Annotated in this window: 24 protein-coding genes, 1 rRNA gene and 2 other annotated features; all 25 genes read left to right on the forward strand. The window is 41.6% G+C overall.

All coding sequences use genetic code 11. The features are described 5' to 3' along the window. Window positions 1-74 (forward strand): 5S ribosomal RNA (rrf, locus tag ACFVS1_RS26930); the annotation flags it as partial. A 344-nt stretch (window positions 75-418) separates the two neighbouring features. Then, complete coding sequence (locus ACFVS1_RS25570; RefSeq protein WP_048677843.1) at window positions 419-880, forward strand: CtsR family transcriptional regulator; 462 nt, start codon at window positions 419-421, stop codon at window positions 878-880. 21 nt (window positions 881-901) lie between these two features. Beyond that, the gene (gene mcsA, locus ACFVS1_RS25575) at window positions 902-1,453 is read left to right on the forward strand and encodes a protein-arginine kinase activator protein McsA (RefSeq protein WP_352926839.1); all 552 of its coding nucleotides are present in this window, start codon (window positions 902-904) and stop codon (window positions 1,451-1,453) included. Further along, window positions 1,450-2,526, forward strand: a complete 1,077-nt coding sequence (mcsB, locus tag ACFVS1_RS25580; protein ID WP_352926841.1) for a protein-arginine kinase McsB — start codon at window positions 1,450-1,452, stop codon at window positions 2,524-2,526. Before mcsA ends, mcsB begins: the two co-directional genes overlap by 4 nt. 130 nt (window positions 2,527-2,656) lie before the next feature. Next, window positions 2,657-5,098 (forward strand): ATP-dependent protease ATP-binding subunit ClpC, encoded by a 2,442-nt coding sequence (gene clpC / locus ACFVS1_RS25585; RefSeq protein WP_352926844.1) that lies wholly within the window; start codon window positions 2,657-2,659, stop codon window positions 5,096-5,098. A gap of 196 nt (window positions 5,099-5,294) precedes the next feature. Next, window positions 5,295-6,683 (forward strand): DNA repair protein RadA, encoded by a 1,389-nt coding sequence (gene radA, locus ACFVS1_RS25590; protein WP_101225859.1) that lies wholly within the window; start codon window positions 5,295-5,297, stop codon window positions 6,681-6,683. 2 nt (window positions 6,684-6,685) lie between these two features. After that, window positions 6,686-7,759 carry a DNA integrity scanning diadenylate cyclase DisA gene (gene disA, locus ACFVS1_RS25595; RefSeq protein ID WP_063595517.1) on the forward strand — a complete coding sequence of 358 codons (1,074 nt, stop codon included), beginning with the start codon at window positions 6,686-6,688 and terminating at the stop codon, window positions 7,757-7,759. 227 nt (window positions 7,760-7,986) lie between these two features. Next, on the forward strand, window positions 7,987-9,066 hold the full coding sequence (locus ACFVS1_RS25600) for a PIN/TRAM domain-containing protein (RefSeq protein ID WP_352926848.1): 1,080 nt from the start codon (window positions 7,987-7,989) through the stop codon (window positions 9,064-9,066). 21 nt (window positions 9,067-9,087) lie between these two features. Beyond that, window positions 9,088-9,771: a 2-C-methyl-D-erythritol 4-phosphate cytidylyltransferase gene (gene ispD, locus ACFVS1_RS25605; protein ID WP_387551925.1), complete on the forward strand. Its 684-nt coding sequence runs from the start codon at window positions 9,088-9,090 to the stop codon at window positions 9,769-9,771. Window positions 9,772-9,791: 20 nt separating this feature from the next. Continuing rightward, a complete protein-coding gene (gene ispF / locus ACFVS1_RS25610) occupies window positions 9,792-10,271 on the forward strand; it encodes a 2-C-methyl-D-erythritol 2,4-cyclodiphosphate synthase (RefSeq protein ID WP_134784433.1) in 480 nt (159 codons plus the stop codon). Window positions 10,272-10,361: 90 nt separating this feature from the next. Then, window positions 10,362-11,819 carry a glutamate--tRNA ligase gene (gene gltX, locus ACFVS1_RS25615; RefSeq protein ID WP_387551929.1) on the forward strand — a complete coding sequence of 486 codons (1,458 nt, stop codon included), beginning with the start codon at window positions 10,362-10,364 and terminating at the stop codon, window positions 11,817-11,819. Window positions 11,820-11,861: 42 nt separating this feature from the next. Then, window positions 11,862-12,110, forward strand: a binding site (T-box leader). A gap of 84 nt (window positions 12,111-12,194) precedes the next feature. Then, window positions 12,195-12,845, forward strand: coding sequence for a serine O-acetyltransferase (gene cysE, locus ACFVS1_RS25620; RefSeq protein ID WP_101225864.1), 651 nt, complete (start codon window positions 12,195-12,197; stop codon window positions 12,843-12,845). A 1-nt stretch (window position 12,846) separates the two neighbouring features. Further along, a complete protein-coding gene (cysS, locus tag ACFVS1_RS25625) occupies window positions 12,847-14,244 on the forward strand; it encodes a cysteine--tRNA ligase (protein ID WP_352926857.1) in 1,398 nt (465 codons plus the stop codon). A gap of 3 nt (window positions 14,245-14,247) precedes the next feature. Next, window positions 14,248-14,670, forward strand: coding sequence for a Mini-ribonuclease 3 (locus tag ACFVS1_RS25630; protein WP_352926860.1), 423 nt, complete (start codon window positions 14,248-14,250; stop codon window positions 14,668-14,670). Further along, window positions 14,667-15,410 carry a 23S rRNA (guanosine(2251)-2'-O)-methyltransferase RlmB gene (gene rlmB, locus ACFVS1_RS25635; protein ID WP_352926862.1) on the forward strand — a complete coding sequence of 248 codons (744 nt, stop codon included), beginning with the start codon at window positions 14,667-14,669 and terminating at the stop codon, window positions 15,408-15,410. Before ACFVS1_RS25630 ends, rlmB begins: the two co-directional genes overlap by 4 nt. A 4-nt stretch (window positions 15,411-15,414) precedes the next feature. Continuing rightward, on the forward strand, window positions 15,415-15,924 hold the full coding sequence (locus tag ACFVS1_RS25640; RefSeq protein WP_034305067.1) for an NYN domain-containing protein: 510 nt from the start codon (window positions 15,415-15,417) through the stop codon (window positions 15,922-15,924). A gap of 85 nt (window positions 15,925-16,009) precedes the next feature. Continuing rightward, window positions 16,010-16,642, forward strand: coding sequence for an RNA polymerase sporulation sigma factor SigH (gene sigH, locus ACFVS1_RS25645; protein ID WP_094246690.1), 633 nt, complete (start codon window positions 16,010-16,012; stop codon window positions 16,640-16,642). 201 nt (window positions 16,643-16,843) lie between these two features. Continuing rightward, window positions 16,844-16,993, forward strand: coding sequence for a 50S ribosomal protein L33 (rpmG, locus tag ACFVS1_RS25650; protein WP_101225867.1), 150 nt, complete (start codon window positions 16,844-16,846; stop codon window positions 16,991-16,993). A gap of 50 nt (window positions 16,994-17,043) precedes the next feature. Next, window positions 17,044-17,226 carry a preprotein translocase subunit SecE gene (secE, locus tag ACFVS1_RS25655; RefSeq protein ID WP_034305062.1) on the forward strand — a complete coding sequence of 61 codons (183 nt, stop codon included), beginning with the start codon at window positions 17,044-17,046 and terminating at the stop codon, window positions 17,224-17,226. Window positions 17,227-17,481: 255 nt separating this feature from the next. Further along, complete coding sequence (gene nusG, locus ACFVS1_RS25660) at window positions 17,482-18,015, forward strand: transcription termination/antitermination protein NusG (RefSeq protein WP_048677866.1); 534 nt, start codon at window positions 17,482-17,484, stop codon at window positions 18,013-18,015. Window positions 18,016-18,189: 174 nt separating this feature from the next. After that, entirely contained in the window at window positions 18,190-18,615 is a 426-nt protein-coding gene (gene rplK / locus ACFVS1_RS25665; protein ID WP_034305057.1) for a 50S ribosomal protein L11, read from the forward strand. Window positions 18,616-18,719: 104 nt separating this feature from the next. After that, window positions 18,720-19,415, forward strand: a complete 696-nt coding sequence (rplA, locus tag ACFVS1_RS25670; RefSeq protein WP_057276474.1) for a 50S ribosomal protein L1 — start codon at window positions 18,720-18,722, stop codon at window positions 19,413-19,415. A 46-nt stretch (window positions 19,416-19,461) separates the two neighbouring features. Beyond that, window positions 19,462-19,612 (forward strand) — a sequence feature (ribosomal protein L10 leader region). A 39-nt stretch (window positions 19,613-19,651) separates the two neighbouring features. Continuing rightward, window positions 19,652-20,152 (forward strand): 50S ribosomal protein L10, encoded by a 501-nt coding sequence (gene rplJ / locus ACFVS1_RS25675; RefSeq protein ID WP_352926869.1) that lies wholly within the window; start codon window positions 19,652-19,654, stop codon window positions 20,150-20,152. Between the two features lie 63 nt (window positions 20,153-20,215). Further along, window positions 20,216-20,575 carry a 50S ribosomal protein L7/L12 gene (gene rplL, locus ACFVS1_RS25680; protein WP_053349071.1) on the forward strand — a complete coding sequence of 120 codons (360 nt, stop codon included), beginning with the start codon at window positions 20,216-20,218 and terminating at the stop codon, window positions 20,573-20,575. 193 nt (window positions 20,576-20,768) lie between these two features. Next, the gene (locus ACFVS1_RS25685; RefSeq protein WP_387551977.1) at window positions 20,769-21,374 is read left to right on the forward strand and encodes a class I SAM-dependent methyltransferase; all 606 of its coding nucleotides are present in this window, start codon (window positions 20,769-20,771) and stop codon (window positions 21,372-21,374) included. Window positions 21,375-21,486 lie beyond the last annotated feature (112 nt).

Genomic DNA, 21,486 nt, shown 5'->3' on the forward strand with positions numbered 1-21,486 from the left:
AACACGGCAGTTAAGCTCTTCAGCGCCGATGGTAGTTGGGGGTTTCCCCCTGTGAGAGTAGGACGCCGCCAAGCCATTTCAAAAGATCAGCCATCCGGCTGGTCTTTTTTGGTTTTCGTAATTAAAAAAGTTTTTTATTTCAGGGACAGCATGGGCTGGCCTTGTTTTTGGTGAGCTGGGGTTTGGGCGGAATTTTAAGTTGTAAAACCTTAAGGAGAAGAAAAAATCCAGGTTTTGCCTTTATCTTTTTAGGGTATTATGTAAGATATTTCAACTTTAATGTTCAATGGGGTATGTAACTACATATAATTTGGAGAAAATGGATATTACAGAAAGAAAGTGCGTTTAAGTTGCAAAATGCATCATTCGTTGTATAATAATAGTCAAATATAGTCAAAGTCAGGATGGAGGAGGCTGAGTGAGAAACATATCTGATGTTATCGAAACTTATTTGAAGCAAGTACTTGAAATAAGTCAAAAAGATATCTTGGAGATTAAAAGAAGTGAAATAGCAGATAAATTTCAGTGTGTTCCTTCTCAAATCAATTACGTAATCAATACCAGGTTTACTATCGAGAGAGGTTATGTTGTTGAGAGTAAGCGTGGAGGCGGCGGTTATATACGCATCATGAAGGTGGAATCACAGGATTCCGTGCAACTTATCAACCAATTATTATCGCTTATTGGTTCCAGGGTAACTCAATCGATGGCTGAAGGAGTAATTTCACGGCTGATGAACGAAGACGTCATTAATGAAAGAGAAGCAAAGATTATGATGAGCGTCATAGATAGATCGGTGATTTATATCGACCTACCTGACCGCGATGAACTTAGGGCAAGAATTTTAACTGCGATGCTTACGACTTTAAAATATAAATGAAACTGGCAGAGGTGATGTAAGTTGATTTGCCAAGAATGTCATCAAAAACCTGCTACCCTGCACTTCACCAAAATCATCAATGGAAAAAAGACTGAAGTCATGATTTGTGAGAAATGTGCTCAGGAAAAAGGTGAAATATTCATGGATGCAGGTGGACCTGGTTTTTCAATAAATAATTTATTAGCAGGATTGTTGAATATGGAGTCGAATATTCAACAGACGAAGGCAAATGCATTTCCGAAAACGGAAGAGAGGCGTTGCCCGCATTGTCATCGATCTTATAAAGAATTTGTCCATATTGGAAAGTTTGGCTGTGCCGAATGTTATAAAACGTTCAATGAACAGTTAAATCCCATTTTAAAGAGGGTTCATAGCGGAAATACAGCACATATAGGGAAAATTCCAAAAAGGATCGGTGGCACCATCTATATTAGAAAGCAAATTTCAGATTTGAAAGAAGTTTTAAAGGCCCACATTGATCAAGAGGAATTCGAGAAAGCGGCAGAGGTAAGAGATAAGGTACGTTCCCTTGAAAAAAGGTATGAAGCCCAAGAGGGAGGCGAGGAATTATGAGCTTGGAAAAGTTTGTAGAAAACGCTTTGAGTTCCTGGATGAGTGCCGAAGGGCCGGAAATCGATATTGTATTGAGTTCGCGGATTCGGCTGGCCAGGAATTTCAAAGACTTTACCTTCCCAACCTCCTTTTCTAACGAAGAAGCAAAAAAAATCATTGAATTGGTCAAAAAAAGAATTGAAGAGGAAGTGACTCCCGAAATTGGGAAACTCGAACTTTTAGAGATTGACCAATTGCAGCCACTGGAAAAGCGCGTTCTCGTTGAAAAACATTTAATCAGTCCTCATTTAGTTGAAGATTCAGCGAAAAGCGCATGTCTCCTTTCGGAAAATGAAGAAATAAGTATCATGATAAATGAAGAAGATCATCTCCGGATTCAATGTTTAATGTCGGGATTGCAGCTGAAGGAAACTTTAAAGACTGCAAATGTTCTTGACGATTGGATTGAAGAATCCATAGACTATGCATATGATGAAGAAAGAGGATACCTAACTAGTTGTCCGACTAATGTGGGAACAGGATTAAGGGCTTCAGTCATGATGCATCTTCCCGGCCTGGTTCTTACTCAGCAGATGAATAATATCATACCGGCTATCAACCAATTGGGGTTGGTGGTTCGTGGGATTTATGGAGAGGGCAGTCAAGCGTTAGGGAATATTTTTCAAATCTCCAACCAAATTACTCTTGGAAAGTCGGAAAGGGATATCGTTGAAGATCTAACAAGTGTAGTGCAACAAATCATAGCCCAGGAACGGTCAGCGAGGGATGCACTAGCGAGGACTTCCCACATACAATTAGAAGATAGAATTTTCCGTTCATATGGGATTTTGTCCAATGCTCGGATCATCGAGACCAAGGAAGCAGCTACCTGTATTTCCGATGTTAGGTTAGGGATAGATCTTGGGTATATAAAAAATATTTCCAAAAGCATTCTAAATGAGTTGATGATTTTGACGCAGTCGGGATTTTTACAAAAGTACGCAGGCGGCCCTTTAAGACCCCATGAAAGGGATATTCGCAGAGCAGCACTCATCCGGGAACGCTTGAATTTCACGGAATCTTCCTCCTCATAGAGGTCATTGACCTCTTTAGGGAGTATCAAATTTCATGTAATAGATATGGAGAAAGAATAAGCTTCTGCCATTACTTAGAGAATTGCCAGCAACTTTATTCAAAACGAAAATTCTTAAGGAGGAATTCCCTATGATGTTTGGTCGTTTTACTGAAAGAGCCCAGAAAGTATTAGCATTAGCCCAAGAAGAGGCAATCCGTTTAGGTCATAATAATATTGGCACGGAACATATTTTACTGGGTCTTGTCCGAGAAGGTGATGGTATTGCAGCCAAAGCGTTATTTGCTCTTGGATTGGGTCCGGATAAGATTCAGAAAGAAGTGGAAAATTTAATTGGCCGTGGGCAGGATACGGCTCAAACGATACATTATACCCCAAGAGCCAAGAAAGTCATTGAACTTTCCATGGATGAGGCAAGAAAACTAGGTCACTCATATGTTGGGACAGAGCATGTGCTTCTAGGTCTTATTCGAGAAGGTGAAGGTGTAGCTGCCCGCGTATTGAATAATCTTGGAGTAAGTTTAAATAAAGCCAGACAACAAGTATTACAGCTTTTGGGCAGCAATGAGTCAGGTGGACATCAAGGTTCGGCCGCTTCAAATGCGAGCACACCGACACTGGATGGCCTAGCCCGTGATTTAACGGCAATTGCCAGGGAAGGAAGCCTGGATCCCGTTATCGGAAGAAGTAAGGAAATACAGCGTGTCATCGAGGTATTAAGCCGTCGTACAAAAAATAACCCAGTATTGATCGGTGAACCTGGGGTAGGTAAAACAGCCATTGCTGAAGGGCTTGCCCAACAGATCATTAATAATGAGGTACCTGAAATTTTACGTGATAAACGCGTAATGACACTTGATATGGGTACTGTTGTGGCTGGTACTAAATACCGTGGTGAATTTGAGGACCGGTTGAAGAAAGTAATGGATGAAATACGTCAGGCGGGCAATATCATCTTATTCATCGATGAATTGCATACATTGATTGGTGCAGGTGGTGCAGAAGGTGCCATTGATGCCTCCAATATCCTTAAACCATCATTAGCCCGTGGTGAATTACAATGTATCGGTGCTACAACATTGGATGAATACCGTAAGTATATTGAAAAGGATGCTGCGCTTGAACGTCGTTTCCAGCCAATCCAAGTCGATGAGCCGACTATTTTGGAATCCATCCAAATTCTCAAGGGGCTGCGTGACCGTTATGAAGCACATCACCGCGTATCGATTACTGACGAAGCGATTGATGCCGCAGTCAAATTATCCGACCGTTATATTTCCGATCGCTTTTTACCGGATAAAGCGATTGACTTGATTGATGAAGCTGGCTCCAAGGTCAGGCTGCGCTCATACACAACGCCACCTAACTTAAAGGAACTTGAAGTGAAGCTAGACGATGTTCGCAAGGAAAAGGATGCTTCCGTTCAGAGTCAGGAATTTGAAAAAGCTGCTTCGCTTCGCGATACGGAACAACGCTTAAGAGAGCAATTGGAAGAAACGAAAAAAACTTGGAAAGAAAAACAAGGGCAGGAGAACAGTGAAGTGACTGTGGATGACATTGCACACGTCGTATCCAGCTGGACAGGAGTGCCAGTCACTAAACTGGCGCAAACAGAGTCAGATAAACTGCTTAATATGGAGTCAATCCTCCATGATCGCGTAATTGGGCAGGAAGAGGCCGTCATTGCGGTTTCTAAAGCAGTACGACGTGCCAGGGCTGGTTTGAAAGATCCTAAACGTCCAATTGGTTCATTCATCTTCTTGGGACCTACAGGGGTCGGTAAAACCGAGCTTGCCCGTGCTTTGGCTGAATCCATTTTTGGTGATGAAGATGCCATGATCCGCATCGATATGTCCGAATATATGGAGAAACATTCGACTTCACGTCTTGTTGGATCCCCTCCAGGATATGTTGGATATGAAGAAGGCGGTCAGTTAACGGAAAAAGTGCGGAGGAAACCATACTCCGTCGTTCTGCTTGATGAAATAGAAAAGGCGCATCCGGATGTCTTCAATATCCTTCTTCAAGTATTGGAAGACGGAAGACTGACAGATTCCAAGGGGCGTACAGTCGATTTCAGGAATACCATTCTAATCATGACATCGAATGTAGGTGCGTCGGCCTTGAAAATTGATAAGTATGTCGGCTTTAATATCCAGGATACTGGCCAGGACTATAAAAATATGAAAGGGAAAGTGATGGAAGAACTCAAACGTGCATTCCGTCCGGAATTCCTGAATCGTATCGATGAAACCATCGTGTTCCACTCATTAGAGAAGGATCATTTGAAACAAATCGTTACATTAATGTCAAATCAGCTTACTACCCGTTTGAAAGAACAGGAGATATACTTGGAGCTGACAGATGCGGCTAGAGAAAAAATTGCTACGGAAGGTTTTGATCCGGAATATGGGGCAAGGCCAATCCGCAGGGCGCTTCAGAAGCATGTAGAAGATTATCTTTCCGAAGAGTTGCTTAAAGGCAACGTGAAAAAAGGGCAAACGGTCGTAATGGATGTCGTGAATAATGAGTTTGCAATCCGGCAAGGCGAGCCTGTTAATGTAAGTGAATAACCTGATCCTAGACTTCGAGGTACACGCAGATTCTTTTGCAGTGTACCTCTGTTTTTTATCTATAGGTAGATATGAGCATAAACGGGACAAGCAGAGTGAATATTTTTTTAAAAAAACTTAGCCTTAAGAAGGTTTAAATAAAACAGAGATATAATATCCTTAATATAGATATTTTTTCCAAAGGAAGAGGTAATTTATGGCTGTAAAGAAGAAAACAAAATTTATGTGTCAGTCTTGTGGATATGAGTCCGCGAAATGGATGGGGAAATGCCCAGGCTGCGGTGAATGGAACAAAATGGTCGAGGAAACCGAAATCGTTAAACCTGCTAGAAAGGGCGCTTTTACCCATTCAGAGGTTAGAGGTTCCGGGGAACGGGAGAAGGCAGCACCCATAACGACCATTCAATCAGAAAAAGAACCACGGATTAAGACGGATTTAATGGAATTGAATCGTGCTCTTGGGGGCGGGATCGTACAGGGGTCACTTGTATTGATCGGAGGGGACCCGGGTATCGGTAAGTCCACCCTGCTTTTACAGGTATCATCACAATTGGCGCATAAACAGAAAAAAGTGCTATATATATCAGGTGAAGAATCAGTCAAGCAGACCAAATTGAGAGCGGACCGGCTTGGGACCATGTCGGAACATCTATTCGTTTATGCTGAAACCGATATGGACTATATCCAACAGGCCATTACAGAGGTAAAACCGGATTTGGTCATCATTGACTCCATTCAAACGGTATATCATTCGGAGGTTACATCTGCCCCGGGAAGTGTTTCACAAGTGAGGGAATGCACAGCTTCACTCATGCGCATAGCTAAAACGAACGGGATCGCGATTTTTATCGTCGGTCACGTTACAAAGGAAGGGGCCATTGCAGGGCCGCGGCTGCTTGAGCACATGGTTGACACCGTTTTATATTTTGAAGGAGAAAGACACCATACATATCGAATTATACGTGCGGTTAAAAATCGCTTTGGTTCGACGAATGAGATGGGTATTTTTGAAATGAAAGAACATGGATTGGAAGAGGTTGCGAATCCTTCGGAAATTTTCCTTGAAGAACGGTCGCAAGGAGCTTCGGGTTCCACAGTCGTGGCATCGATGGAGGGCACAAGGCCGGTGCTTGTCGAAATTCAAGCATTGATTTCACCTACGAGTTTTGGAAACCCAAGGCGAATGGCCACGGGAATTGACCACAATCGAGTTTCGCTTTTAATGGCTGTTCTGGAAAAGAGAGTGGGGCTGCTGCTCCAAAACCAAGATGCGTATTTAAAGGTTGCTGGTGGGGTCAAGCTTGATGAACCGGCAATTGACCTCGCTGTCGCAATAAGCATTGCATCAAGCTTCCGTGATAAACCAACAAACCCTGCCGATTGCATCATTGGTGAAGTGGGGCTGACTGGGGAAGTCAGAAGGGTGTCACGGATAGAACAAAGGGTACAGGAAGCGGCGAAATTAGGGTTTGAGCGGGTTATCATACCGGCTAATAATATAGGGGGATGGACTGCGCCGAAAGGTATTAAGATCGTTGGTGTGTCATCGGTTTCGGAGGCTCTTAAACAATCGTTAGGGGGTTAAGTATGACAGATAAAAAAGGGTATGAGAAAACAAAATTGGAAATTCTGCAAATTGTAGCACCAGGTACCCCGCTTCGGGAGGGCATTGAAAATGTCCTGAGGGCAAATACGGGTGGTTTGATAGTGGTCGGATATAACGAGAAGGTGCGAACGATCGTGGATGGCGGCTTCGAAATCAACTGTAGCTGTACCCCGAGCACATTATATGAGTTGGCGAAGATGGACGGGGCCATCATTTTAAATGAAACGGCCGATAAAATCATTTTTGCAAATGCCCAATTAGTGCCGGATAATAGCACACCTTCCACTGAAACGGGAATGCGGCATAGGACAGCGGAACGTGTGGCAAGGGAGACCAAGTCGTTGGTCATCGCAATCTCACAACGTCGGAATGTCATCACTTTATATCAAGGCAATTTCCGGTATGCCCTTAAAGATATAGGTGTCATACTCGCTAAGGCTAATTTGGCCATCCAGACCCTTGAAAAATACAAGGTGGTCCTGCAGCAGAGCATATCGGTTTTAGGAGCGCTCGAGTTCGAGGAAATCGTGACCTATGCCGACCTTTTGCAGGTATTTCACCGTTATGTAATGGTGCTCAGAATCAAGGCTGAGCTACTAACGTACCTTAATGAGCTTGGAACGGAAGGAAGATTGATCCGTTTGCAAATGAATGAAATCCTGGCAGATATTGAAACGGAGGGAAAATGGCTTATCAAGGATTATACCTCCAGTAATGATGAAAATCCCGAGGAAATCATTTTTAGGCTTCAAGAGTTGGCCATGCAGGAAAAACTGGATGAAAGCATTCTTCTGAAGGTGCTGGGTTATCATGGATACATACATCTTGATGAGTCAGTGCATCCCCGTGGTTACCGTATTCTTCATAAAATCCCACGCCTGCCGGGTTTGATCATCGAAAATTTAGTGAAACAGTTCGGAAGCTTTAGTGAAGTCAATAAAGCTACGGTTGAAAACCTTGACGATGTGGAGGGTATAGGCGAAGTCCGCGCCAATAAAATCAAAGAAGGACTCCGCATTTTAAAAAATCAGCTGGTCACAAATAGAAGGATGTAAGGAGCAGCTGCCCTTTTAACATTCACCTGAACCAGCTTGAAATTGATTGGTGTTTATTTTTGACACTCAAAACTCAGGGTGCTAGGCTAATATTACGAAAAAGAGAAGAAGTCGTATTTGTAAATCCACTAATTCCTTAAGTGAATTTAACGTATATAATGAAAACGAATTTTCGAAGGTTTCATTTTATTTTATTGGTCAATAATGAGTAGAGGGAGGTGAAAGGGATGTTAAAACGCATTATACAAGCATGCTTCTTAATAGTCGGCGGAACACTTGGTATGTTACTAATTCCTGAATTATTAATTGTTTTACATGCAGACGATATTGCTTTATTAAACAATCCTTATGTAAGTGTACTGTTGGGTGCCATTATCTTTTATCTTATAACTTTTTGGGCAGTAGATCATGTGATCTATTTTATGAAGTGGCTGGAGGAACAGCTTGTTAAGATACCGATTACGGATATAATTTTTGGCAGCGTCGGCCTTTTAGTGGGACTGCTTGCGGCGTTCTTGGTTGGCTCCGCCTTCAGTGCCATCAAGGTGGTACCTATCATCCTTACGCTTTTATTTGGTTATCTTGGTTTTCAGGTGGGCTTTAAAAAACGTGATGAGCTGTTGAGTTTATTCATGAAAAGCAATAAGAAAAAGAATGCGGATGGTGAAGCAAGCGAAGAGGATGAAGAGGGGTATAGCAAGCGGCTGAAGATTCTCGATACTAGCGTCATCATTGATGGCAGAATTGCGGATATCTGTCAGACGGGCTTTCTGGAGGGTACCATCGTCATACCTCAATTCGTATTAAACGAACTGCAGCACATTGCCGATTCATCTGATGCATTGAAAAGGAATCGCGGAAGACGCGGTTTGGATATCTTGAATCGGATTCAAAAAGACCTACCGATTAAAGTGGAGATGTACGAGGGGGACTTTGAAGACATTCAGGAAGTGGACAGTAAACTGGTGAAGCTTGCCAAAATATCGGGCGGAATGGTCGTTACCAATGATTTCAACTTAAACAAAGTATGTGAGTTTCAAAATGTAGCGGTCCTTAATATCAATGACCTGGCCAATGCCGTTAAACCAGTTGTACTTCCTGGGGAAGAGATGAATGTTCAAGTCATCAAGGACGGGAAAGAGCAGAACCAGGGCATCGCTTATTTGGACGATGGCACGATGATCGTAGTCGAGGGTGGCCGCGACCATATCGGGAAACGGATCGATGTACTTGTCACAAGTGTATTGCAAACCTCTGCAGGCCGGATGATATTCGCTAAACCGAAACTATTAGAAAAAGCATTATAAAGAAGAGTAGGAGAAACCGTTATGTTTTATGAAGTAGTGATACCTGCAGCTGGACAAGGCAAAAGAATGAAGGCGGGCAAGAATAAACTTTTTATTGAACTATCGGGTATCCCGATCATTGTTTATACACTGCGTGTCTTCGAAGAAGATCCTGACTGTCGGGGGATTATCCTTTCGATAAACCCGGCAGAAAAGGATTATTTCAATCAATTGATAGCGGAGTATGGGCTTAAAAAGGTCAAGAAACTGGTCATGGGCGGCAAGGAGCGCCAACAAAGCGTGTATAATGGACTGCAACATGCAGAAGAAGAAATCATCCTGGTTCATGACGGTGCCCGCCCTTTTATCAATCTTGGGCAAATCAGTGAATTGACTACTGCAGCCTCCCTGCATGGAGGTGCTGTAATTGCAGTGCCCGTTAAGGATACCATTAAAAAAGCGGCAAACAAAGAGGTAGTGGAAACAGTGGAACGATCAAGCTTGTGGGCGGTGCAAACTCCACAAGCTTTTCGTGTATCCATATTAAAAAGTGCGTATGAACAGGCAGAAGCTGAAGCATTTTTAGGGACGGATGATGCAAGTTTGCTAGAGCGGATCAATGAACAGGTAGTTATTATTGAGGGCAATTATGATAATATTAAAATTACGACTCAGGAAGACCTTTATTTTGCAGAAGCGATTTTACATAAACAACAACATGGATAAAGATGATTGGGGAGAATGATATGTTTAGAATAGGACAAGGATATGACGTTCATCAGCTTGTAGAAGGCAGACCTTTGATTATTGGAGGGATTACGATTCCGTATGAGAAAGGCTTGCTAGGGCATTCTGATGCGGATGTCCTTCTGCATACTGTTGCTGATGCCTGCTTGGGTGCAATTGGTGCAGGGGATATCGGTAAGCATTTTCCGGATACCGATCCTGAATTTAAAGATGCCGATTCGGCAAAACTGCTGCAGTATATTTGGGCAATTGTAAAAAAAGAAGGATATTCCCTAGGCAATGCGGACTGTACAATCATTGCACAAAGCCCGAAAATGGCACCGTATATTGAGGAGATGCGAGGCAGGATTGCTGAACTTTTAGATGCCTCGATAGACAGAATTAATGTAAAGGCGACCACTACCGAGAAACTTGGATTTACAGGCAGGAGCGAAGGAATCGCTGCACAGGCTGTAGTCTTATTGGTTAAATCAAACTAAATTCGTTTTTAGGGTGGATGCCTTTATCCCAATGTATTTAAATGATAATATATACAATAGAATAGAACGACTGGGAGGTCTATATATATCATGAGCAGTGATATTCGAGTTCGCTATGCACCGAGTCCGACTGGACATTTACATATTGGTAATGCACGGACTGCTTTATTTAATTATTTATACGCACGTAATAAAGGCGGGAAATTCATCATCCGTATTGAAGATACCGACCAAAAGAGAAATATTGAAGGCGGAGAGGATAGTCAGCTTAAATATTTGAAATGGCTTGGTATGGATTGGGATGAAGGTGTTGATGTTGGCGGTGAATACGGGCCATATCGTCAATCCGAAAGGAACGACCTTTATCAGGAATTGTATCAAGAGCTTTTAGATAAGGGTTTGGCATATAAATGCTATTGTACGGAAGAAGAGCTTGAAGCAGAGCGTGAAGGACAGGTCGAACGCAATGAAACGCCAAAATATTCAGGGAAGTGCAAGCATTTAACTGAGCAAGAGCAAGCGGAACTATTGGCTCAAGGAAGAAAACCGAGCATTCGCTTTGCCGTTCCGGCTGGTAAGGTCCTTACTTTCAAAGATTTGGTCAAGGATGAGGTTTCGTTTGAAACAGATGGCTTTGGTGATTTTGTTATCGTTAAAAAGGATGGCATTCCAACCTATAACTTTGCAGTGGCCGTAGATGATCATTTGATGAAGATTTCCCATGTCCTTCGCGGTGATGATCATATCTCCAATACTCCAAAACAATTGATGATTTATGAAGCTTTCGGCTGGGAACCGCCGGTATTCGGACATATGACGCTGATTGTAAACGAAAGCAGGAAGAAACTGAGTAAACGTGATGAGTCGATCATTCAATTCATTGAGCAGTATGAAGAGCTTGGTTATGTACCTGAAGCGTTATTCAATTTCATTACATTACTAGGATGGTCTCCGGTCGGGGAAGAAGAGATTTTCACGAAGGAAGAATTCATTAATATTTTTGATGCGGACCGGCTGTCTAAATCACCTGCACTTTTCGATAAACAAAAGCTTACATGGATGAATAACCAATATGTGAAGCAATTGGACGTCAATCGTGCAGTGGAATTGTCAATGCCCCACTTAATTAAAGCCGGGAAGGTTTCAGAGACACTGACCGCCGAAGAAGAAGAGTGGGTACAAGGGCTAGTTTCCCTTTTTCAAGAGCAGATGAGCTATGGAGCAGAAATAGTCGAGCTATCTGAACTGTTTTTCAAGGATGAGGTCGTGTTCGAAGAAGAAGCTAAGGAAGTGCTGGCTGAAGAGCAGGTACCGGAAGTCATGAAAGCTTTCCTTCAGGAGATTGAAGGGCTTGAAGAATTTAACGCGGATGAAATCAAGAAGTCGATTAAAGCCGTACAAAAAGGCACAGGTCATAAAGGAAAAAAATTATTCATGCCGATAAGGGCTGCCGTCACGGGTCAAACACATGGTCCTGACTTGCCTAAGGCGATTTCATTATTGGGCAAGGAAAAAATTAAACAGCGTATTCAGAGTATTTTATATTAACAATTTGTCGAAAATGTAATATAGTATTTAATAATCTTACAAAAGAACGCGTAGATGGGGAGAAGTAAGTAAACGAAGCTTTTTAGAGAGAACCATAACCTGCTGAAAGTGGTTCAAGCCTCTCGTTTTCTGAAATGCACCCTTGAGTCCTTTGCTGAACTAACTTATAGTAGGCACAGGCGGAATTTCCTCCGTTACAGGGATTAAAGTTGGGGATGAAAAAACAGGAAAAAGCTTTATCTGGTTTTTACATTCCAAACAGAGTGGAACCGCGCTTCAAGCGTCTCTGTCTATTTGGACAGAGACGCTTTTTTATATGCTTTAAAAGCTTCAAAAGGGGATGTTGAAAAAGGACGGAACATAGGGGGAATCATTTTGTTAAAGATGTTTAAAGAGGATATCGAAGTGGTTTTTGATCAAGATCCTGCTGCGCGCAGCTATTTGGAAGTCATATTGACGTACGCGGGTTTACATGCGATTTGGAGTCATAGGATGGCTCACGCACTATTCAAGAAGAAATTCTTTTTCCTGGCAAGAAGTATATCTCAAATCAGTCGGTTTTTTACCGGAATTGAAATTCATCCAGGGGCTACGATTGGCCGTCGTTTCTTCATTGACCATGGAATGGGGATCGTCATTGGCGAAACTTGTGAAATTGGCGACAATGTATCTGTCTTTCAAGGTGTAACCCTTGGGGGAACGGGAAAGGAAAAGGGAAAACGTCATCCTACGATAAAGGATAATGTCCTGATTGCTACAGGAGCAAAAGTGCTGGGTTCCATCACTGTTGGGGAAAACTCAAAAATCGGTGCAGGATCGGTTGTTTTAAAGGAGGTGCCACCTAATTCTACAGTGGTTGGCATTCCAGGTAAAGTGGTCATTCAAGATGGCATCAAAATTAACAAAGACCTAAATCATTGTGATCTTCCTGATCCAATCGCTGATCGCTTTAAGGAATTGGATAGTGAACTCAGGGCCTTAAGAGAGAAGCTGGCTGAACAGAAGCAGGAAGAAAGGAGTCTATAATATGACGATTAAAATATATAACACAGCAACAAGAAAAAAGGAAACCTTCGTCCCGATTGAAGAGGGAAAGGTGAAGATGTATGTATGCGGGCCCACTGTCTATAATTACATTCATATAGGAAATGCAAGACCGGCAATCGTATTCGATACCGTTCGTAGGTATTTGGATTACCGTGGATATGATGTGCAATTCGTTTCGAACTTTACGGATGTGGATGATAAGCTGATTCGCGCGGCAAAAGAATTGGGTGAAGATGTCCCGACCATCTCAGAGCGTTTCATTAAGGCTTATTTTGAAGACGTGTCGGCATTGGGCTGCAAAAAAGCGGATGCTCACCCAACCGTAATGGAGAACATGGATGCAATCATTGAATTCATCTCGGCATTAATTGAGAAAGGATTTGCTTATGAATCTGAAGGGGATGTGTATTACCGCACACGTAAGTTTGAGGGATATGGAAAGCTTTCACATCAGTCCATCGATGAGCTGCGAGTGGGGGCCCGTATTGAAATAGGGGAGAAAAAACAAGATGCCCTTGATTTTGCCCTTTGGAAAACGGCCAAGGATGATGAAATATCTTGGGAGAGCCCATGGGGTAAGGGGCGTCCTGGCTGGCATATCGAATGCTCTGCAATGGTCAAAAAGTATTTGGGCGATACGATCGATATTCATGCAGGGGGGCAAGATTTGGCTTTCCCGCATCATGAAAATGAAATTGCACAATCCGAAGCATTAACGGGTAAGACCTTTGCGAATTATTGGATGCATAACGGGTATATAAATATTGAGAATGAAAAAATGTCTAAGTCCTTAGGCAATTTCGTCCTTGTGCATGACATCATTCAGAAGCATGATCCACAAGTGTTACGCTTCTTCATGCTATCTGTACATTACCGTCATCCCATCAATTATAGCGAAGAAGTGCTTGAAAATGTAAAAGCTTCCCTTGAACGCTTAAGGACATCTTATCAAAACTTAAAGCATCGCCTTCAAGTAAGTGACGGATTGACTGAGAATAATGATGTTTGGTTGGAGAAGCTTAATGAATTACATGAACAATTCATTAAGGAAATGGACGATGATTTTAACACAGCTAATGCAATATCCATGCTCTTTGAACTTTCTAAACAAGCGAATTATTACTTGATGGAGAAAAACACAGACAAGGAAGTAATTAATGCTTTCCTTGAGAAATTCAACATCTTATTTTCTGTTATGGGGTTATCCCTTGAAGAAGAGGGGCTTTTGGATGAAGAAATTGAAGGGTTGATACAGCAGAGAATTCAAGCGCGGAAAGACCGCAATTTTGGGTTATCTGATGAAATTCGTGATCGCTTGAAAAACATGAATATCATATTAGAGGATACCCCTCAAGGTACAAGATGGAAAAGAGGGTAAGTAATGCTTCATTACGATAGTAAGGTAGATGCAAAAATGCTGAACAGTCTTGCTTTAGCATATATAGGTGATGCCGTATACGAAACATATATACGGCATCACCTCATTCAAAAAGGATCGGTCAAGCCCAATCTACTTCACAAAAAGGCTACATCTTTTGTGGCGGCAAAAGCGCAAAATAAAGTCATCCACTTTTTCCTGGAGTCAGATTGTTTATCGGAAGAGGAATCCGCAGTCGTTAGGCGCGGCCGAAATGCAAAATCCGGTACGGTCCCGAAGAATACAGATGTGCAAACGTATCGCTACAGTACGGCCTTCGAGGCACTTATGGGGTTTTTGTATTTATCCGGCCGAATAGAAAGAATGGAAGAACTCATCAAAAAATCCATTGAATACATTGAAGAAGAAAAGGGGAGTAACCCATGAGCGAAGAATATATCATTGGCAGAAACCCCGTATTGGAAGCACTTCGCTCCGAACGGGATATTAATAAAATTTGGATAGCCGAAGGCTCTCAAAAAGGCTCGATGCAACCACTCATCGGTCTGGCGAAGGAAAAGAAGGTATTCGTGCAAATCGTACCGAAGAAAAAAATTGACCAAATGGCAGAAGGCATCCATCAAGGCGTTATCGCACAAGTGGCTGCATATGAATATGTGGAGCTGGATGATTTATTCGCAAAAGCGGCTGAACGGGACGAAGCACCTTTTTTCATGATTCTTGATGAAGTTGAAGATCCGCATAATTTAGGGTCGATCATGAGGACGGCTGATGCAGTCGGTGCCCATGGAATCATCATTCCAAAAAGGAGAGCTGTTGGCTTGACGGCAACTGTGGCAAAAGCATCGACGGGTGCAATCGAATATATTCCGGTAGCTCGTGTTACAAATTTGGCAAGAGCGGTGGAAGAGTTGAAAGAGCGCGGGGTATGGATAGTCGGTACCGATGCGAAAGGCAGCGATGATTACCGTAACATGGATGGAAAGATGCCTATCGGACTTGTTATAGGCAGCGAAGGAAAAGGAATGGCCCGGTTAATGAAGGAAAAATGCGATTTTCTCATCCGTCTCCCTATGGCAGGTCAAGTAACTTCGTTAAATGCATCGGTAGCAGCCGGTTTATTGATGTATGAGGTTTATAGAAAAAGAAATCCTCTAGGGCAATGATGAAATGAATATTCTGTTGGTGGACGGTTATAACATTATTGGAGCTTGGCCGGAACTGAGAGAATTAAAGGAACGGGATCTTGCTGCTGCAAGGGACCGGCTGATAGAAATGATGGCGGAATATCAAGCATTTACCGGATACCGTGTAATTGTCGTATTTGACGCTCAATATGTTCAGGGAATTGCCCGCATATTCAAAAATCACAAAGTTGACGTAATTTTTACAAAAGAAAATGAAACTGCGGATGAAAGAATTGAAAAGATGGCCATTGAACTGAATAATGTCAAAACGCAAATTCAAGTGGCAACCTCTGACTTCACGGAACAGTGGGTGATCTTTGGCCAAGGGGCCCTAAGGAAATCCGCTCGTGAACTGCTTATTGAAATGGAAGAAATTCAAGGCGAAATCAAGAAAGATGTAAGAAAAACAACGACGATAAGACCCGTGGCTAAAATTCCTTTAAGTGAAGAAGTGGCAGAAATTTTTGAAAAATGGCGCCGGGGTAAAATTTGAACCATTGACGGGTAAATTTTACCTGCTGTATAATATTTCTATCTGAGTCAGGTCAGGGGGATATAATGTGGGTCTCAAATTCGGAATGAAGCTGAACGAAAAGTATCTGCAGTTTGAGGATGATGAATTGATAGGGTTGGTGCACACTGGAGACAGTGAAGCGCTGGATTATTTGATCCAAAAGTATCGTAATTTTGTAAGAGCTAAGGCAAGGACTTATTTCTTGATTGGTGCCGATAAGGAAGACATCGTGCAAGAAGGTATGATTGGTTTATATAAGGCCGTCCGTGATTTTAAAGGGGATAAGTTATCTTCTTTTAAAGCATTTGCAGAACTATGCATTACAAGGCAGATCATTACAGCTATCAAAACAGCAACACGTCAAAAACATATTCCGCTCAATTCCTATGTTTCCCTGGACAAGCCCATTTACGATGAGGAATCGGATCGAACTCTAATGGATATTATATCGGGTACGAAAGTTTTGGACCCAGAAGAACTGATCATCAACCAAGAAGAGTTTGACGATATCGAATTAAAGATGGCCGAGCTCCTGAGTGATCTTGAGAGAAAAGTGTTAGCTCTTTACCTGGATGGACAAACTTACCAAGAAATTTCAGAAGAGCTGAACCGGCATGTTAAGTCGATCGACAACGCCCTTCAGCGGGTGAAAAGAAAGCTCGAGCGCTATCTGGAAGTAAGGGAAATCAGTTTATAATCCCTCCGCTTTTTCCGCTTAATTTCATCTGTCCCTTCTCCACATGGAAGTTTATTATTCACAAAGATTTTTAATGGATGTTAAGTAAACCGATATTCTGCTTTCCGGTGTCCATAATCGTCGAAACCCGCTTTGATATTGACAATAAAAAACAGCCGTGATAAGGTTTTATGGATATAGTAGATAGGATAGGTGTATCTAATGCGAAAAAAAATAGTTCTTGCCTGCACGGATTGCGGTACAAGGAATTATAGTTATGAGAGCAAACAATCGACAAGCGGCGAACGACTGGAAATCAAGAAATTTTGCAGTACGTGCAACTCACACTCGATTCATAAAGAAACGAAATAACCGTTCTATAAATAGATTGACAGAAGCTTCTAATGCTTGGAGGTACATTCATGAAACGTTTTACCGAATTTTTCAGCGGAGTCGCTCGCGAAATGCAAAAAGTAAGCTGGCCGAAACGCAAGGAGCTTACCAAATATACAATCGTGGTGGTAACGACTGTAGTATTTATGGCTTTATTCTTTACAGTGGTGGATTTGGGCATTTCCGAATTAATTCGCTTAGTTATTGAATAAGAGATTCGAAAATAAGGTATAATAGTGATAGAATAATATGTGTCAGCAGAAAAGCCCGGAAACGGGTTTTTTAATTTGTCTTTTTTAATAAGTGAAGAAGTTCAAAATCGAGCACTGCTGTAATATGTCAATCACAATATATTCTAGTTAAGTCGGAATGACGCCGTATGGTTTTTTGGCTAAAACGTTCAAAGATAAAGATTAATAAAGAAAATGATTGATTGCAGGGAGGGAAGGACGTTAAAGTCCTAACACATGGAAAAGAATTGGTATGTAGTTCACACCTATTCAGGTTATGAGAACAAAGTTAAGGCTAACTTGGAAAAACGTGTTGAAACTATGGGGATGGAAGACAAGATCTTTCGCGTTGTAGTTCCAGAAGAAGAAGAAACAGAAGTGAAAGATGGCAAAAAGAAAGTGACCAAAAAGAAAGTATTTCCAGGATATGTGCTGGTTGAGATCATCATGACTGATGATTCATGGTATGTTGTCCGGAATACACCTGGAGTAACAGGTTTCGTAGGTTCATCTGGAGCTGGTTCAAAACCGACTGCGTTGCTGCCGGAAGAAATTGAAGTCGTTCTTAAGCGAATGGGCGTAGATGAAAGCAAAATCGAGGTTGATTTTGAAATCGGTGATACGGTTCAAGTTAAGGAAGGACCATTTGCAACATTTGCAGGCCCTATTGAAGAACTTGATAAAGATAAAGGTAAAGTAAGGGTTCTAGTCAATATGTTCGGCCGTGATACACCGGTTGAACTTGATTTTAATCAAGTGGAAAAATTATAAACGGAAAAAAACTTGAAATTGCCTTTTGAAAGTGGTAAAATTTCAAAGGTCAGTATGTTTCAATTTTTAGGCCTCAACGATACAAGCATTCTTTATTAATAGATAAAGAATTCAAGATGAGTGGGAGGGTATTACCCTATTACCACATCACGGACTTATAAGGAGGTGTGTCTCGTGGCTAAAAAAGTAATTAAAATGGTTAAATTGCAAATTCCTGCTGGTAAAGCGAATCCGGCACCGCCAGTCGGTCCTGCATTAGGTCAAGCTGGTGTAAACATCATGGGATTCTGTAAGGAGTTCAACGCTCGTACAGCAGATCAAGCTGGTCTAATTATTCCTGTTGAAATCACGGTATTTGAAGACCGTTCATTTACATTCATTACAAAAACTCCACCGGCTGCAGTATTGCTTAAGAAAGTAGCTGGTATCGAGTCTGGTTCTGGTGAACCTAACCGTAATAAAGTTGCTACAGTCAAGCGTGATCAAGTGCGCGAGATTGCTGAAACTAAAATGCCTGACCTAAACGCTGCAAGCGTTGAAGCTGCAATGCGTATGGTTGAAGGTACTGCTCGCAGCATGGGTATTGTCATCGAAGACTAATCCATGTAATTGCTATTTGTTTCTACGGGGTTGCGATTGATACTCGCAACCTTTATTCGTGGGAGGTCATTCCGTTAAAACCACAATTTAGGAGGATTTATATCATGGCTAAAAAAGGTAAAAAGTATCTTGAAGCAGCTAAGCTTGTTGAAGTATCTAAGGCTTATGCTGTAACTGAAGCAATCGAAGTTGCTAAAAAAGCAAACTTCGCAAAATTCGATGCGACTGTTGAAGTTGCTTTCCGTTTAGGCGTAGACCCTAAGAAAGCTGACCAACAAATTCGTGGAGCTGTTGTTCTTCCGAATGGTACTGGTAAAACTCAACGCGTATTAGTATTCGCAAAAGGCGAAAAAGCAAAAGAAGCGGAAGCTGCTGGTGCTGACTACGTTGGCGAATCTGACTACATCAACAAAATCCAACAAGGATGGTTCGAGTTCGATGTAATCGTTGCGACTCCAGACATGATGGGTGAAGTTGGTAAACTTGGACGTGTATTAGGACCTAAAGGTTTAATGCCTAACCCTAAAACTGGCACAGTAACTTTCGACGTAACAAAAGCTGTTAATGAAATCAAAGCTGGTAAAGTTGAATACCGCGTAGATAAAGCTGGAAACATCCATGCTCCAATCGGTAAAGTATCTTTCGAGGATGCTAAACTAGTGGAAAACTTCACTACTATCTATGATACATTAATGAAAGTTAAACCTGCGGCTGCTAAAGGAACTTACATGAAAAACGTTTCTGTAACAACTACAATGGGCCCTGGCGTGAAAGTTGATCCTTCTACTTTCAATAAATAATTGACATTCCAAAACTATTATTGTTATAATAAGTTTTGTTGTGAATAAATGAATATCATTTGTACCGTAGACAGTAGGTGCTCGTTACGAGCTTAATTCCCTGCCGAGGTAATTCGATAATAATAGTCCTTGACTATGACTTTTGAAATTACTGCCTTCATGTCTGCAATAGAGATGAAGGCTTTTTCTTTGAAACGGTATAAATGTTTTCGAGCAAATCTACAGGAGGTGTAAGGATGAACGCAATTATTGAACAAAAGCAAAAAATCGTTGCTGAGATTACTGATAAATTAACTGCAAGCCAATCAACAGTAGTTGTTGACTACCGTGGATTGACTGTTGCTGAATTAACAGAACTTCGTAAGCAACTTCGTGAAGCTGGCGTTGAGTTTAAAGTTTACAAAAACTCTATGACTCGCCGTGCTGCTGAAAGTGCTGAACTTAGCGCTTTGAACGAATCATTAACAGGACCAAACGCAATTGCATTCTCAACTGAAGATGTTATTGCGCCAGCAAAAATCCTTAACGATTTTGCGAAAAAACATGAAGCTTTAGAAATCAAAGCTGGAGTTATCGAAGGAAATGTTGCAACTGCTGAAGAAGTTAAAGCTCTTGCAGAACTACCTTCACGCGAAGGCCTACTTTCAATGCTACTCAGCGTGCTACAAGCACCTATGCGCGGACTTGCTCTTGCTACAAAAGCAGTTGCAGAGCAAAAAGAAGAACAAGGCGCGTAAGCTGACCGCTTATTTAGCCTGCTGATTCAAAAAAAAACCAACCATTTCGAGGAGGAAATAAAAATGACTAAAGATCAAATCTTAGAAGCAGTTAAAAACATGACTGTTTTAGAATTAAACGACCTTGTAAAAGCAATCGAAGAAGAATTTGGCGTAACTGCTGCTGCACCTGTAGCTGTAGCTGCTGCTGGTGGCGCTGCTGCTGAAGAGCAAACTGAGTTTGATGTAATCCTTACATCTGCTGGAGATCAAAAAATCAAAGTTATCAAAGCTGTACGTGAAGTAACAGGTCTTGGACTTAAAGAAGCAAAAGAACTTGTTGACAACACTCCAAAAGCAATCAAAGAAGGCGCTTCTAAAGAAGAAGCTGAAGAAGTTAAAGCTAAACTTGAAGAAGTTGGAGCTGGCGTTGAAGTTAAGTAATCTTGCATAAACAAAAAGCTCGCTATCACTGGCGGGCTTTTTTTCTTCATTTTAAAGAAATGACGAAAAAAGCTGTTAATGGTTTGATTAATAGGGTTTAGTTATTCAAACATTCCGGCGTGCAAGCATCCATTCTTCAATTCTCTTCTCTCATTAAATCTTCAATATTCCTTTCTGATAGGGGGAGATGACTCTGACAGAGCATTACTACTCACATAAACCGGATGTCGTAAGTAATCCAAAATTTTGGGATTTCACATTAAAGGGACGTACATTTCGCTTCAAAAGTGATAATGGTGTTTTTTCGAAAAAGGAAGTTGATTTCGGATCGCGTCTTTTGGTTGAGAGTTTTAACCTTAATGAGGCTGTGGAAGGAGATATTCTCGATGTTGGTTGCGGTTATGGCCCAATCGGAATATCGATTGCGGCAGCTTATCCCGATAGAACGCTAGAAATGATTGATATAAATAGCCGGGCAGTTGAATTGTCAAAAGAGAATGCTGCAACTAATGGGATCGCAAATGTGAAGATTTACGAAAGTGATCGTTTTGACAAAGTTGGCTCCAATCAATTCGCGGCAATTCTTACGAACCCTCCCATTCGCGCAGGCAAAAGTGTAGTCCACGAAATTTTAGAAGAAAGCTATCGCAGTTTGGTAGCTGGTGGTGAATTATGGGTTGTCATTCAAAAAAAACAGGGTGCTCCATCCGCAATGGATAAAATGGAGCAATTATTTGGAAATATTGAGGTGCCCGTTAAGAAAAAGGGTTACTATATACTATTATCCAAAAAGGTTTGACTCTAAATTTTCGCTATGTTAGTATTATAAAATGCATATATATAATTCCGTAACTATGCAATTTTTATACCATTGGTGTATAACCAATGGATAATATGGGAAAAATATATAA

This window comes from Peribacillus sp. NPDC058075, from assembly GCF_042885195.1.
Lineage (GTDB): Bacteria > Bacillota > Bacilli > Bacillales > DSM-1321 > Peribacillus.